This window comes from Pseudoxanthomonas mexicana, from assembly GCF_001556105.1.
Taxonomy (GTDB): domain Bacteria; phylum Pseudomonadota; class Gammaproteobacteria; order Xanthomonadales; family Xanthomonadaceae; genus Pseudoxanthomonas_A; species Pseudoxanthomonas_A mexicana_A.
The window spans coordinates 1-14,217 of record NZ_LSIF01000051.1 but is presented as its reverse complement, the minus strand read 5'-3'; the positions used below and the strand labels follow the sequence as shown (position 1 = coordinate 14,217).

General features: G+C 63.3%; 11 protein-coding genes and 1 pseudogene. 8 read left to right on the top strand and 4 right to left on the bottom strand.

All coding sequences use genetic code 11. From position 1 onward, the window contains the following. Nucleotides 1–66: 66 nt before the first annotated feature. The 4 genes from mnmE to rpmH all read right to left on the bottom strand — a co-directional run bounded on the left by mnmE (nucleotide 67) and on the right by rpmH (nucleotide 3,881). Complete coding sequence (gene mnmE, locus AX730_RS08000) at nucleotides 67–1,407, bottom strand: tRNA uridine-5-carboxymethylaminomethyl(34) synthesis GTPase MnmE (RefSeq protein WP_062354517.1); 1,341 nt, start codon at nucleotides 1,405–1,407, stop codon at nucleotides 67–69. An 88-nt stretch (nucleotides 1,408–1,495) separates the two neighbouring features. Next, nucleotides 1,496–3,199, bottom strand: a complete 1,704-nt coding sequence (yidC, locus tag AX730_RS07995) for a membrane protein insertase YidC (RefSeq protein ID WP_062354516.1) — start codon at nucleotides 3,197–3,199, stop codon at nucleotides 1,496–1,498. A 13-nt stretch (nucleotides 3,200–3,212) separates the two neighbouring features. Further along, nucleotides 3,213–3,653 (bottom strand): ribonuclease P protein component, encoded by a 441-nt coding sequence (rnpA, locus tag AX730_RS18455; RefSeq protein WP_083537804.1) that lies wholly within the window; start codon nucleotides 3,651–3,653, stop codon nucleotides 3,213–3,215. A gap of 87 nt (nucleotides 3,654–3,740) precedes the next feature. After that, nucleotides 3,741–3,881, bottom strand: a complete 141-nt coding sequence (rpmH, locus tag AX730_RS07990) for a 50S ribosomal protein L34 (protein ID WP_013536759.1) — start codon at nucleotides 3,879–3,881, stop codon at nucleotides 3,741–3,743. A 270-nt stretch (nucleotides 3,882–4,151) separates the two neighbouring features. Between rpmH and dnaA the strand changes: the two genes are divergently transcribed. From dnaA to AX730_RS07950, 8 genes and pseudogenes are all read left to right on the top strand, one after another. After that, nucleotides 4,152–5,480, top strand: a complete 1,329-nt coding sequence (dnaA, locus tag AX730_RS07985) for a chromosomal replication initiator protein DnaA (protein WP_062354698.1) — start codon at nucleotides 4,152–4,154, stop codon at nucleotides 5,478–5,480. A gap of 431 nt (nucleotides 5,481–5,911) precedes the next feature. Beyond that, nucleotides 5,912–7,012 (top strand): DNA polymerase III subunit beta, encoded by a 1,101-nt coding sequence (dnaN, locus tag AX730_RS07980; RefSeq protein ID WP_062354513.1) that lies wholly within the window; start codon nucleotides 5,912–5,914, stop codon nucleotides 7,010–7,012. 202 nt (nucleotides 7,013–7,214) lie between these two features. Continuing rightward, complete coding sequence (gene recF / locus AX730_RS07975) at nucleotides 7,215–8,321, top strand: DNA replication/repair protein RecF (RefSeq protein ID WP_062354696.1); 1,107 nt, start codon at nucleotides 7,215–7,217, stop codon at nucleotides 8,319–8,321. 111 nt (nucleotides 8,322–8,432) lie between these two features. Then, a complete protein-coding gene (gyrB, locus tag AX730_RS07970) occupies nucleotides 8,433–10,898 on the top strand; it encodes a DNA topoisomerase (ATP-hydrolyzing) subunit B (RefSeq protein ID WP_062354509.1) in 2,466 nt (821 codons plus the stop codon). A 10-nt stretch (nucleotides 10,899–10,908) separates the two neighbouring features. Next, nucleotides 10,909–11,727: a CPBP family intramembrane glutamic endopeptidase gene (locus AX730_RS07965; protein WP_062354506.1), complete on the top strand. Its 819-nt coding sequence runs from the start codon at nucleotides 10,909–10,911 to the stop codon at nucleotides 11,725–11,727. 69 nt (nucleotides 11,728–11,796) lie between these two features. Next, on the top strand, nucleotides 11,797–12,603 hold the full coding sequence (locus tag AX730_RS07960; RefSeq protein WP_062354693.1) for a M48 family metallopeptidase: 807 nt from the start codon (nucleotides 11,797–11,799) through the stop codon (nucleotides 12,601–12,603). A gap of 134 nt (nucleotides 12,604–12,737) precedes the next feature. Next, nucleotides 12,738–13,928, top strand: coding sequence for a heme biosynthesis protein HemY (locus AX730_RS07955; protein ID WP_062354504.1), 1,191 nt, complete (start codon nucleotides 12,738–12,740; stop codon nucleotides 13,926–13,928). A 158-nt stretch (nucleotides 13,929–14,086) separates the two neighbouring features. Then, a pseudogene (locus tag AX730_RS07950) lies at nucleotides 14,087–14,217 on the top strand (energy transducer TonB); the annotation flags it as partial.

The following is a 14,217-nucleotide window of genomic DNA, read 5'->3' as shown; positions in this document are numbered from 1 at the left end:
ACGTCGGCGCCTTGGGGGCAACACTTGATGTCTGTCACACTTTTGGCGGACTGGCGGCCAGCACGCTCATTTGCCGATGCAGAAGGTCGAAAAGATGTGGCCCAGCATGTCGTCCGCGCTGAGGCGGCCGGTGATGTCGCCAAGGGCGTCATGCGCCAGCCGCAATTCCTCGGCCGCGAGTTCCAGCTGTTCGTGCCGGAGTTGATCCGAAGCCATGGCGGCATGGGTAGCGGCACGCTGCAGCGCGTCCACATGCCGGGCACGTGCGGAAAATTCGCCCTCGCCGCCCTCGCTGGCGGGTCCACCCGCCAACGCGCGCAGCCGGTGATGCAGCTGTTCCAGGCCCAGGCCCTGCGCGGCCGACACATGCACCCGCGTTTCCTCGTCCGCCGGTACGTGGGCCAGCAAGTCGGCCTTGTTGTGGATCCACAGCACGGTGGCCACGCCGTCAAGACTGTCGGCAATCGCGGCGGATCCGGCATCCGGATCACGGGCGTCGACCACGGCCAGCGCCACGTCGGCACGCTCGAGTTCGGCGCGGGCCCGGCGCATGCCTTCGCGCTCGATCGCGTCGCCACCGTCGCGCAGGCCCGCCGTGTCCACCAGGTGCAATTCCAGTCCATCAAGACGGATGGTTTCCCGCAACGTGTCGCGGGTGGTGCCGGCAACGTCGGTAACGATCGCGCGATCACTGCCGGCCAGTGCATTGAGCAGCGAACTCTTCCCGGCGTTGGGCGGACCGACGATCACTGCGTGCACACCATCGCGCAGCTTGCGGCCGCGTTCGGCATCGCCTATCAGTGCGTCGAGCTGCGTGCGCGCGTCTGCCAGGCGCGTACGAACCTGCTCGCCACCCAGCGTATCGATGGATTCGTCGGCGAAATCGATCGCCGCCTCGACATGCACCCGCAGGGCGAGCAGCGAAGCGCCAATGGCATCGACACGTGCAGAGAACACTCCGTCGAGCGAACGACGGGCCGCTCGCGCTGCACGCGTATCGGCGGCGGCGATCAGGTCGGCGATGGCCTCGGCCTGGGCGAGGTCGAGCTTGTGGTTGAGGAAGGCGCGTTCGGAGAACTCGCCCGGCCGCGCCATACGGGCGCCGAGCGCGCAGGCACGTGCGACGAGCTGCTGGAGGACGACAGGACTGCCATGCGCCTGCAGTTCGACGACGTCTTCACCGGTGAAACTCGCGGGGCCGGGAAACGACAGTGCGATGCCATCGTCGATCGTGCCGCCGTCGGTGTCGCGGAAACGTGCGTGATGCGCGTGGCGTGGCGTCAGCGTGCGGGCGCAGATCGCGTTCGAGATCGCCGCTGCCGCCGGACCCGACAGGCGCACGATCCCGACGCCACCCGCGCCGGGAGCGGTGGCGATGGCGACGATGGTGTCCTGGGCTGGCGACATGGCTGCGGGTTCGCGGAAGATCTTTCAGGGTAGCGGAAACACGAAGCCCGCCGGAGGGCGGGCTTCGTGGCGTCGCGGGAGCTGCGGATTACTTCGCGACCGCGGTCTTCGGCGGCGTGGACGATTCGCCGTGGCGCTTGGTCATCCACCACTGCTGCAACAGGCCCAGCGCGCCGTTGGTGACCCAGTAGAGCACCAGGCCCGACGGGAAGAAGGCCATCATCACGCCGAACACCAGCGGCATGAACTGCATCATCTTCTGCTGCATCGGGTCCATGCCCGGCGCCGGCGTCAGCTTCTGCGTCAGCCACATCACCAGCATGTTGAGCACCGGCAGGATGAAGTACGGATCGCGCGCGGTCAGGTCCTGGATCCACGCGAACCACGGCGCCTGGCGCAGTTCGACGGTTTCCACCAACACCCAGTACAGCGCCAGGAACACCGGCATCTGCACGAGGATCGGCAGGCAGCCGCCCATCGGGTTGATCTTCTCCTTCTTGTACAGCTCCATCATGGCGACCTGGAACTTCTGCTTGTCGTCGCCGTAACGCTCCTTCAGCTGCTGGATGCGCGGCTGGAATTTGCGCATCTTGGCGAAGCTCTTGTACTGCGCCGCCGACAGCGGATACAGCGCCAGCTTCACCAGGATCACCAGGCCGATGATCGACCAGCCCCAGTTGCCGAGGAAGCCGTGCAGGAAGTTCAGCACCCAGAACAGGCCCTGGCCCAGCAGCGCGAGGATCGCGAACTGGCTGTAGTCGACCACGCGGTCGATACCGGGCGCCTTGATCGCATGGATCTTGTCGACCAGCTTCGGACCGACCCACAGGCGTGCCGTGGTGGTCGCCTGCTGGCCGGGACCGACATTGACGCCCGGACCCATCTCACGGATCAGCGCGCGGGTACCGTTCTCCGGATTGTCGAGCGAGATCGTGGTGGTGTCGTCGGCCTGCGGAATCCACGCACTGAAGAAATGGTGCTGCGGAATGGCGATCCAGCCGCCCTTCACCTGCTGGTTGACGCGACCGTCTTCCAGGAAGTCCTCGTTGAACTTGCGGCGCTGGTAGCTGCCGTCCCACCACGTGGCACCGTTGAAGCTGAAGGATTCCGGATTGGTCATGCCGCTCTTGACCTGCGGCGGCGTGCGCAGCAGCTGGCGATAGACCGTGCCCTGCCACGTGCCGGCGCCGGCGTTGACGACCTGGTCGCTGACCTCGATCTCGTAGCTGGCGCGCTTGAAGGTGTAGGTACGGCGGATGGTCACGCCATCCGGACCCTGCCACACGAATGGCACGCTGACGCTGTCGGCACCCTTGGCCAGCGCCACATCACCCGCGCCGCTCTCCGGAGTGAAGGCATGATGGTCTGGCGCTTTGGCTGCGCTGCTGACCCAGCCGCTTTCGGCCGCATAGAAGTGTTGCGGGTCTTCACTGAAGAGACGTACCGGACCACTGCCCGGCGTCTTGCTCAGCGGGTAATGCAGAAGATCCGCTTCCAGCACGCTGCCGCCGTCCAGCACCAGACGCAGGACATCGGTGCTCACGGTAACGCGCGGTCCCGCAGTCCCGCGCTCAGCTGACGCCGGCATCGGTGCAACCGTCGGTGCGCTCGGCACGCTCCCTGTCGACGCCGGTGTGGGTGCGACCGCGGCAGGCACGGTGCTTCCCTGGGTCGTGGTCGTCTGGGCGGCAATGGCGGGAGTTGCCGGCGGCGCGGCCTTGTTCCACCGCAGCCACAGCAAGGTCGCCACCATCATCCAGGCGAAGATCAGGAATACACGGGTCTGGTTCATCAGGCAGGCAATCTCAACCGGCGTCGGAAACCGGTTTAGTCGGAGAAGAAGGTGTGGGTGGCGGCGCGGGGGAATTCAAGCCCGGCGGCATTGTGCCGCCCGGTGCCGGTGCGGGCAATGCACCGGCGCGCGTCAACGTACGTTCGAAGGTCGCACGCAACTGGCTGGTATCGGCTTTCGCCGCGGGCGGTCGCGCGACGACGACGTAGTCGCCACCCGGGAGCACGTCGCGCAGGCGACGGAAATGTTCACGAAGCTGCCGCTTGATGCGGTTACGTCCTACTGATCGCGTATCGACCTTCCGGGACACCGCCAGGCCTAGGCGCGCAGGACCATCGCCAGGCAACCAGTGCAGGCTCATCAGCGGATCGGAGGTGCGGCGGGCCTGCTCGAACACGCGCGAATACTCGGCGCTCGCTCGCACCCGCGCGCTGCGCGGGAAAGCCGTAGTCATCTCAGCAAGAAGCCCGCTCGTGAACGGGCGGGCTCCTTTTGATGCAGGGAACGCATGGATGCCGGCCGTCGAAAGACGGCCAAGCCATCAGGCGGTCAGGCGCTTGCGGCCCTTGGCACGGCGACGGGCCAGGATCTTGCGACCGTCGGCGGTCTTCATGCGGGCACGGAAACCATGGTCGCGCTTGCGCTTCAGGTTGCTGGGTTGGTAAGTGCGCTTGGTGGCCATGGGGCCCTCGGGCGTGTGCGGGTGGAAAGAACCGGAAATTCTATAGGAGCCACAGGGTTACGGTCAACCACTCAAGCACTTTCGCTTCAAACGACTTCGCGCGACGACGTGCCTGCCTGCCTCTCGGCCGTTCATCCACATGTTATACACAGGATCGTTGGCGGGTCCGGGCACCGGTGGTAGTCTGGCCGACCCCATTGATCCCGCTCCGTGCTGCCTACGGCAACGCGGGATGGCCTGTTCGACCCCACTCGCGAGTTGTTCCACCTGATGGATGCCTGGCCCCGTTGCCTCGAACGCCTGGAAGCCGAATTGCCGGCGGAGGATGTACACACCTGGCTGAAGCCGTTGCAGGCCGAGCAGCGCAGCAATGCGATGGTGCTCTACGCACCCAACGCCTTCATCGTGGAACAGGTCCGCGAACGCTACCTGGGCCGCATCCGCGAACTGCTGGACTATTTCGCCGGGCATGACGACGTGTCGCTGGAGATCGGTTCTCGCAGCAAACCAGTCGAAGCCCCGCTTTCTTCGCTGACGGGAAGCAGTGGGAGCGTCACCGCGCCCACGGAGCCGTTCGCGGGCAACATGGACACGCATTACACCTTCGACAACTTCGTCGAGGGCCGCAGCAACCAGCTCGGCCGTGCCGCCGCGTGGCAGGCCGCGCAGAAGCCAGGCGATCGGTCGCACAACCCGTTGCTGCTGTACGGCGGCACCGGACTCGGCAAGACCCATCTGATGTTCGCTGCCGGCAACGAGATGCTGCGGCAGAACCCCGGCGCGCGCGTCCTTTATCTGCGCAGCGAGCAATTTTTCAGCGCGATGACCAAGGCGCTGATCGAAAAGTCGATGGACCAGTTCAAGCGCCGCTTCCAGCAGGTCGACGCGCTGCTGATCGACGACATCCAGTTCTTCGCCGGAAAGGACCGTACCCAGGAAGAGTTCTTCCACACGTTCAATGCGTTGTTCGACGGTCGCCAGCAGATCATCCTGACGTGCGACCGCTATCCACGCGAAGTGGAAGGTCTGGAACCGCGCCTGAAATCACGCTTGGCGTGGGGTTTGAGCGTGGCGATCGACCCACCGGATTTCGAGACACGAGCGGCGATCGTGCTGGCCAAGGCGCACGAGCGCGGTGCGCAGATTCCTGACGACGTGGCGTTCCTGCTGGCCAAGAAGATGCGCAGCAACGTGCGCGACTTGGAAGGCGCACTCAACACGCTGGCCGCACGGGCCAACTTCACCGGTCGAGCCATCACGCCTGAGTTCGCCCAGGAAACCCTTCGCGACCTGCTGCGCGCGCAGCAACAGGCGATCAGCATCCCTAATATCCAGAAGACCGTGGCAGACTATTACGGCCTTCAGATCAAGGACTTGCTGTCCAAGCGTCGCACGCGTTCACTGGCGCGGCCGCGACAGGTAGCGATGGCTTTGGCCAAGGAATTGACCGAACACAGCCTGCCTGAAATCGGCGACGCGTTCGCTGGCCGTGACCACACGACCGTGCTGCATGCCTGTCGACAGATCCGCACGCTGATGGAAGCGGATGGCAAGTTGCGGGAAGATTGGGACAAGCTGATCCGCAAGCTCAGCGAGTAACGCGGCAACCGTGTTCAAGTACGTGGGTGGTGAGCCAGCATGCTGACGGCGACATCGTCCAGACAAGGCGGCAGGTGGTTGTGGGGTTTCGCGAGCAGGAATGGCGGCGATACGCATGCTGGGGTTGGTCGTGTAGATCGCATCCGGATGCCGTGGAGCAACTGTAGACAAGGCGATAACGGCGGACAACGGACAACTCCGTGGGCAAGTGGGCACACGATCTGTGGATAAGATGTGTGCCGTTTCGACGGCGAAAGTTGTCCACAGGTTTCACTGCCGGTCCACCACCCCATGTCCACCGGGTTGTTGGAGTAAAAAACACATGAAATTCAAATAGTTGTAATGGTTTTCCCGAATTTTCGTGCCTACCACCACCACCAGCTTTTAAGCTTTTAGTCTTAAAAATCCAAAGCGAAGGGGCTCCAACACTCATGCGTTTCAGTCTGCAGCGCGAAGTCTTCCTCAAGCCCTTGGCCCAAGTGGTCAACGTGGTCGAACGCCGGCAGACGTTGCCGGTCCTGGCGAATTTCCTGGTCCAGGTGCAGAACGGACAGCTCTCGCTGACCGGCACTGATCTGGAAGTCGAGATGATTTCCAGGATTGCTGTCGATGATGCGCAGGACGGCGAGACGACAATCCCCGCCCGCAAGTTGTTCGACATCATTCGTGCTCTGCCCGATGGCAGTAAAGTCACCGTCAGTCAGACGGGCGACAAAGTCACGGTGCAAGCAGGCCGCAGCAGGTTCACGCTGGCGACGTTGCCTGCCAATGACTTCCCGTCGGTGGACGAGGTGGAAGCCACCGAGCGGATCGAAGTGCCGGAAGCGACGTTGAAGGAGCTGATCGAACGGACTTCGTTCGCCATGGCCCAGCAGGACGTCCGCTATTACCTCAACGGCCTGCTGTTCGATCTGAGTGAGCGCACGCTGCGTTGTGTGGCGACCGATGGTCACCGACTGGCGATGTGCGAGTCGCAGCTGGAGGGATCACCTGTCGGCAAGCGCCAGATCATCGTCCCGCGCAAGGGCGTGACCGAATTGCAGCGCCTGCTTGAAGGCGGTGATCGGTCGCTGGAACTGGAGGTCGGCCGTAGCCACATCCGCGTGAAGCGCGACGATGTCACCTTTACCTCCAAGCTGATCGACGGCCGCTTCCCGGATTACGCGGCGGTCGTTCCTATCGGCGCGGATCGCGAGGTCCTGCTGGATCGTGAAGTGCTGCGGGCTGCCTTGCAGCGTGCCGCGATCCTTTCGAACGAGAAGTATCGCGGCGTCCGTGTCGAGGTATCGCCCGGCCAGCTCAAGATCAGCGCCCACAATCCGGAGCAGGAAGAGGCGCAGGAAGAGGTCGAGGCGGATACCAAGGTCGACGGCTTGGCGATCGGCTTCAATGTGAACTATCTGCTGGATGCGCTTTCGGCGCTGCGCGATGAGCACATCGTCCTGCAATTGCGCGACGCCAACTCATCGGCATTGGTCCGCGAAGCCAGCAGCGAAAAATCACGACATGTGGTGATGCCGCTGCGTCTCTGACGCTCCTGTTTCACGTGGAACACTCGACATCGCCCGGCTTGAACCGGGCGATGTCGTTTCAGATGCTGCAAGAAGGGCTTCACACAGTGGCTGACGCCTCCCGCACTAGAATTTTGCCCATGTCGTTGCTGTTTACCTCCTCTTTTCCGTCGCTGTATCCCGGGTGCGCCTCGGACCAATCGTCTTGCGCGAGCTGGTCGTCATGCAGGTAACCCGACTGGAGGCAAGCGGGCTGAGGCGTTTCGATCATGTGGCGCTTGCGCCCGAAAAAGGACTGAACCTGATTACGGGCGACAACGGCGCCGGTAAAACCAGTCTGTTGGAGGCATTGCACCTGATGGCGTACGGCCGCAGCTTTCGTGGGCGTGTGAGGGATGGCCTGGTTCGGACGCAGGCCGAAGCGTTGGAAGTCTTCGTCGAGTGGCATGAAGCCGCGCATTCTCGGGTCCGGCGGGCGGGTCTCCGGCACACGGGCCAGACGTGGACCGGTCGACTGGATGGTGAGAACGTGTCCCAGCTGGGGGATCTTTGTGCCGCCTTGGCGGTCGTCAGCTTCGAACCCGGCAGCCACGCTTTGGTTACTGGCGGCGGCGAACCGCGCCGCCGATTCATGGATTGGGGCTTGTTCCACGTGGAACAGGGACATGAAGGCGGCTTCCTTCACTTGTGGCGGCGGTACGCACGGGCGCTCAAGCAGCGGAATGCATTGTTGAAAGCCGGCATGGGAGGCGCTCAGCTGGATGCTTGGGATCATGAGCTGGCCGAGGCCGGCGAACCACTAACGGATCATCGGCAGCGTTATCTGGATGCCCTGCAGCGAGATCTCGCCACTGTCGTGGATGAGCTCGCCCCCTCCTTGGGCTCCGCGACCCTGATATTCCAGTCCGGTTGGCGGCGTCACGAACTGGCGTTAGCGGACGCGTTGTTGCTCGCGCGGGATCGAGACCGTGTCGCTGGCTACACCACAGTGGGTCCACACCGGGCCGACTGGCGCATCGAGTACACAAACGTAGCCCAGCGCGAAACCTTGTCGCGAGGTCAGGCCAAGCTCACCGCCCTCTCCTGCCTGCTGGCCCAAGCGGAAGACTTCGCGCGCCGACGTGGTGAGTGGCCGATCATTGCCTTGGATGATCTGGCATCCGAGCTGGATCGCTACCATCAGCGTCGGATTCTGGAGCGGCTACTCGCCAGTGGCGCGCAGGTCTTCATCACAGGTACCGAAAAGCCAACAGGACTGGAGGAAGCCCGCGTGTCCCACGCTCTGTTCCACGTGGAACACGGCGAGGTGACCCGCCTCTCGGACGTCTGAAGCAAGGTCTAAGTGCCCACCAGTGCTATAATTTCGCATTGATCCCTTGGCCTGCGCAGAACGTCACCGACCGGGTGGCGCACTGCCGGCCATGCAGCCGAACCGAAGCGAATGACCGACGAAACGACCTCTTCTGCACCGAACGGCAATACGTACGACGCCAACAGCATCACCGCCCTGGAAGGTCTGGAAGCGGTTCGCAAGCGCCCCGGCATGTACATCGGCGACGTGCACGACGGCACGGGTCTGCACCACATGGTGTTCGAAGTCGTCGACAACTCGATCGATGAGGCATTGGCGGGCCACGCTGACCATGTCGCAGTGACGATCCATGACGATGGCTCGGTCTCGGTCTCCGACAACGGGCGCGGCATCCCGGTTGGCAAGCACGCACAGATGAGCGCCAAGCTGGGTCGCGAAGTCTCCGCCGCTGAAGTCGTCATGACCGTTCTCCATGCGGGAGGCAAGTTCGACGACAACAGCTACAAGGTGTCGGGTGGCCTGCACGGCGTGGGCGTTAGTGTGGTGAACGCACTCTCCGAAAAGCTGCAGTTGGACATCTTCCAGGGGGGGTCCCACTACCGCCAGGAATACAGCCACGGCGCTGCTCTTGGCCCGTTGAACCAGATCGAAAACAGCACGAAGCGCGGTACCACCTTGCGCTTCTGGCCGTCGGTTACCGCCTTCCACGGCAACGTCGAGTTCCACTACGACATCCTGGCTCGCCGCCTGCGCGAGCTGTCGTTCCTCAACTCCGGCGTCAAGATCGTCCTGGTCGACGAGCGCGGCGACGGCCGTCACGACGATTTCCACTATGAAGGCGGCATCCGCAGTTTCGTGGAGCACCTGGCGCAATTGAAGACGCCCCTGCACCCGAATGTCATTTCAGTCACCGGCGAAGCCAGCGGCATCGTGGTGGACGTCGCGCTGCAGTGGACCGATGCCTATCAGGAAACGATGTTCTGCTTCACCAACAACATCCCGCAGAAGGATGGCGGTACCCACCTGATCGGCTTCCGTGCCGCGTTGACGCGCACGCTGACGAACTACATCGAACAGAACGGCATCGCGAAGCAGGCGAAGGTCAATCTGTCTGGTGACGACATGCGCGAAGGCATGATTGCCGTGCTGTCGGTGAAGGTACCGGATCCTAGCTTTTCCTCGCAGACCAAGGAGAAGCTGGTCAGCTCCGACGTCAGGCCGGTCGTTGAGAGCACGTTCGGTGCACGTTTGGAGGAGTTCCTGCAGGAACACCCGAGTGAGGCCCGTGCCATCGCCAGCAAGATCGTCGATGCCGCCCGCGCCCGCGAGGCCGCGCGCAAGGCGCGCGATCTGACCCGCCGCAAGGGTGCGCTCGATATCGCCGGCCTGCCCGGCAAGCTGGCGGACTGCCAGGAGAAAGATCCGGCGCTGTCCGAGCTCTTCATCGTCGAGGGCGACTCGGCCGGCGGCTCCGCCAAGCAGGGCCGCAACCGCAAGAACCAGGCTGTGCTGCCGCTGCGCGGCAAGATCCTCAACGTGGAACGCGCGCGCTTCGACCGCATGCTCGCGTCCGCCGAAGTCGGCACGCTGATTACCGCGTTGGGCACCGGCATCGGCAAGGACGAGTACAACCCGGACAAGCTGCGCTACCACCGCATCATCATCATGACCGACGCCGACGTCGACGGCTCGCACATCCGCACGCTGCTGCTGACGTTCTTCTACCGGCAGATGCCCGAACTCATCGAGCGCGGCCACGTCTACATCGGCCTGCCGCCGCTGTACAAGCTCAAGCAAGGCAAGCAGGAGCTGTACCTGAAGGATGACGCCGCGCTCAATGTCTACCTGGCCAACAACGCCGTCGAAGGCGCATCGCTGATCCCCGCCGATGGCGAACCGCCGATTTCCGGCGAGGCGCTGGAGAAGTTGCTGCTCGTCTTCACCACGGCGCGCGACGCGATCGTGCGCAATGCGCACCGCTACGATCCGGTGCTGCTGGAGTCGCTGATCGACTTCACGCCGCTGGACGCGGAACACCTGCAGCAGAACATCGACGAGCGTCATGAGCTCGCCGCACTGGAAGCCAAACTCAACCGTGGCAGCATCGGCAGTGCGCGTTATGCACTGACCCTGCAGCCTGCCACGGACCAGCGTCCTGCAGCCCTGCTGTCCACGCGCCGGCACATGGGCGAGGAGCTGGTGCAGGTGTTGTCGCTGTCTGCTTTCGAGAGCGGCGAACTGCGTCCGTTGCGCGAAGCCGCTGCGCTACTGCATGGCCTGGTGCGCGATGGTGCGCAGGTCGTCCGTGGCAACAAGGCGCAGTCGGTTGCCACGTTCGCCGACGCGCAGGCATGGCTTCTGGAAGAGGCCAAGAAGGGCCGCAGCATCCAGCGCTTCAAGGGCCTGGGCGAAATGAATCCGGAGCAGCTGTGGGATACCACGGTCAATCCCGAGACGCGTCGCCTGCTGCAGGTCCGCATTGAGGATGCGGTCGCGGCAGACCAGATTTTCAGCACACTGATGGGTGATGTCGTCGAGCCGCGCCGCGAGTTCATCGAAGACAACGCGCTGAAGGTGTCGAACCTCGACGTCTGATGTTTCGAGGATGACGCCGCCGAGCGCATCGCCCGACGCATCCCCGATCGCGCTGCCGTTGCGCAGCGTGCTGACGGCGTTCGCCGTCGATGTGGCGCTCGCCATCACGCTGTCGTTCTCGATGCTGATGGCGGGGGTGTTCGGTTGGGCGGCGTGGCGTGGCGTACAGCTGGCGCGAAGCGGCACGCTGGACGCGCAGGCAATACAGGCCAACCTGGGAACACCTCCCGTCCTGTTCCTCATCGTGGCGACGTTGGTCAGCACGGGCGGAACCGCTGTCTTGCTCTACGCGTGGCGCCGACGTGCAAGCCTGGTCGAGCGACAGGAATCCTTGTCCCGCCTTCGCCATGCTCGCACCTGGTGGTGGGCGTTGGCAGCGGGATTGGCGACCTTCGTCTTCAGTACGCTCATGAGCGCTGGCGGTCGCGCGCTGGGTCTGGATCTCAAGCCCAGCAATCTCGACCTGATCGAGGCCGGCTTCGCCCAGTACCCCATCTTCCTGCCGCTCTTTGCGGTTGTGCTGGCCCCCCTTTACGAAGAGCTACTGTTCCGGCGCGTCCTGTTCGGACGCTTGTGGCAAGCAGGGTGGCCGGTCTTGGGTCTGGTGTTGAGCAGCGTGGTCTTTGCGTTCGTCCATGAGCTGCCCGGCCTCAATGGCAAGCCGCCAACCAGCACGCTGTTCCTGATCCTGGTGTATGCCGGCATGGGTGCGATCTTCGCCTGGGTGTACCAGCACACCCGGACCCTATGGGCGCCGATCACCGCGCATATCCTGAACAACGCGATAGCGCTGGCTGTCCTGCAGGTTTACGGCGGTGCGCAGGTCTAATGTGATTGACAAAAGTTTAAGACGCGCTTGCCCAGACTCTGGTGTCACGCAATGTCGCAGGGGGCGAACATGAAACTCCGGATCCTCGGAACCGCCATGGTGCTGGGCTTGACCGCCTGTGCCACCACCACCTCGCCCACCGGGCGAACGCAGATGGTGGGGGGAGTCTCACAGGAGCAGCTCGACCAGCTGGGCGCGCAGGCCTTCGCCGAAGCCAAGGCGAAGGAAACCCTCAACCGGGACGCGAAGCAGAATGCCTACGTCACTTGCGTGGTCAACGCTTTGGTGCGCCAGTTGCCACCGGAACAGCGTAGCGTCGCTTGGGAAACGGCTGTGTTCACCGACAACGAGCCCAACGCATTCGCGCTACCCGGAGGCAAGGTCGGCGTCAACACGGGCATCCTCACCGTTGCCAAGAACCAGGAGCAGTTGGCCGCGGTGCTCGGCCACGAAATAGGCCACGTGATTGCACGCCACCATGAAGAACGCATCACCCGCCAGATGGGCGCGCAGACGGGCGTCGGCGTTATCAGTGCACTTCTGGGGGCACGCTACGGGCAGGGCGCCGCCAACACGGCCAACCAGATTGGCGGCATGACCGCACAAACCGTCTTCCTGCTCCCCGGCTCACGGGAGCAGGAGAGCGAGGCCGATATCGTCGGCCAGCGCTTGATGGCACAGGCGGGGTTCGACCCGCGCCAGGCAGTGGGTTTGTGGCAGAACATGATGGCCGCCAGTGGGGGTCGTTCGCCCCAATGGTTGTCGACACACCCCGATCCGGCGAACCGCATCCGCGAACTCGAACGTGACGCGCCCTCCCTCGTACCCACGTACGAGGCGGCCAGGAAGGCCGGAAACACACCGAAATGCGGCTGACACACGGCACAGTATTGCTGCGTAGCAACACCTAAAACGGTATCCGCCTTCCCCCTGTTTCTGTTAGTTTTGCCGGCCCCGCACGCAGACGGCAAGGGTCATCCCTCCTCTGCATGGCCCCACGAGGTTCAGACATGAAGCACCGCATGCCGCAGAAGACCCTTCTTAGCCTGATGTTGTTGACTGCTTTCGGCGGCGCGGTAGTCGCCGATGCCGTGGCGTATGACGCCCGCTCGCCGGATCGCGGCGGCCGCAAGAACAGCAGCAAGGTTGAAGTGCGTTATCCCGACGCGACGCGCGAGGAGCCGAAGGCCAAGGCATCCAGCAAGATGCAGGGCAAGTTGAGCAAGCTCTTCAAGGCGTACGAGAAGGAAGGCAACGACGCGGAGACGCTGACGCTGGCCAAGGAGTTGCTCGCCGAACCCAATGCGAACGAATACGACAAGGCGATGGCGGCCCAGCTCGGCGCTCAGGCGGCGTACAACCTCGACGACACCGCTACTGCCAAACAGCTGTTGCAGCAAGCGGTCGATCTGAACGCGTTGGACAACAACGGCCATTACCAGGCGATGGTGATGCTGGCGCAGCTTCAGTTGCAGGACGAAGAGTTCGCCCCGGGCATGGCCAATCTCGACCGCTATCTGGCCGAAACAAAATCCAACAAGCCGGAAGACCTCATCCAGAAGGGTCAGGCGCTGTACCAGATGGAAAAGTACGCGGAAGCCATTCCGGTACTCGAGAAGGCGATTGCGTCCACGCCTGAGCCCAAGGACAACTGGTATGGCCTGCTGCTGGCGTCGCTGGTCAACGCCGACCGTCCGGCTGAAGCGGTGAAGATCGCCGAGCAGATGGCCGCCAAAAATCCGACCGACAAGAAAGCGCAACTCAACCTCGTGTCGACGTATCAGCAGGCGGATCAGTTCGACAAGGCGGCGGCCACGCTGGAGAAAATGCGTGCGGCGGGTCAGCTGACCGAAGAGAAGGAGTACCGTCAGCTCTACGTGACGTACGCGAACATGGATGGCAAGGAAAAAGAGGTCATTTCCGTCGTCAACGAGGGCCTGCAGAAGGGTGTCCTCAAGCCCGACTACCAGACCCAGTTGGCGCTTGCGCAGGCCTATTACTACTCCGAGCAGATCCCCCAGGCCATCGCAGCCTGGCAGAAGGCTGCGCCACTGGCGCCGAATGGCGAAACCTACCTCAACCTGGCGCGTGTGCTGTGGCAGGAAGACCGGATCCCGGAAGCCAAGGCGGCCGCGCGTGCCGCATTGGACAAGGGATTGAAGAAGCCGGACGACGCGAAGAAGATCATCGCGCTGCCGTGACAGGATCCACTGACACCGAAGGCCAAAAATCCATACGGATGATGGCAACGGGGCGTCGGATTGGTATAAGCTGAGGATTCCGCCGGTGAAAACCACCGGCAGGATCCAGAATCAACGAGGCGCCTCGGCGCCCGTATCAACCTTGAGTTAATTGGCGCATGGCTGAACAACTGGTCATCAACAGGTATCGGGAAGAGGAAGAGGACAACAGCCTCAACTGGCCCCGTATCATCGGTATTGCCTTCGTGATCGCGTTGCACGCAGCGGCCCTGCTTGCATTGCTGATCCC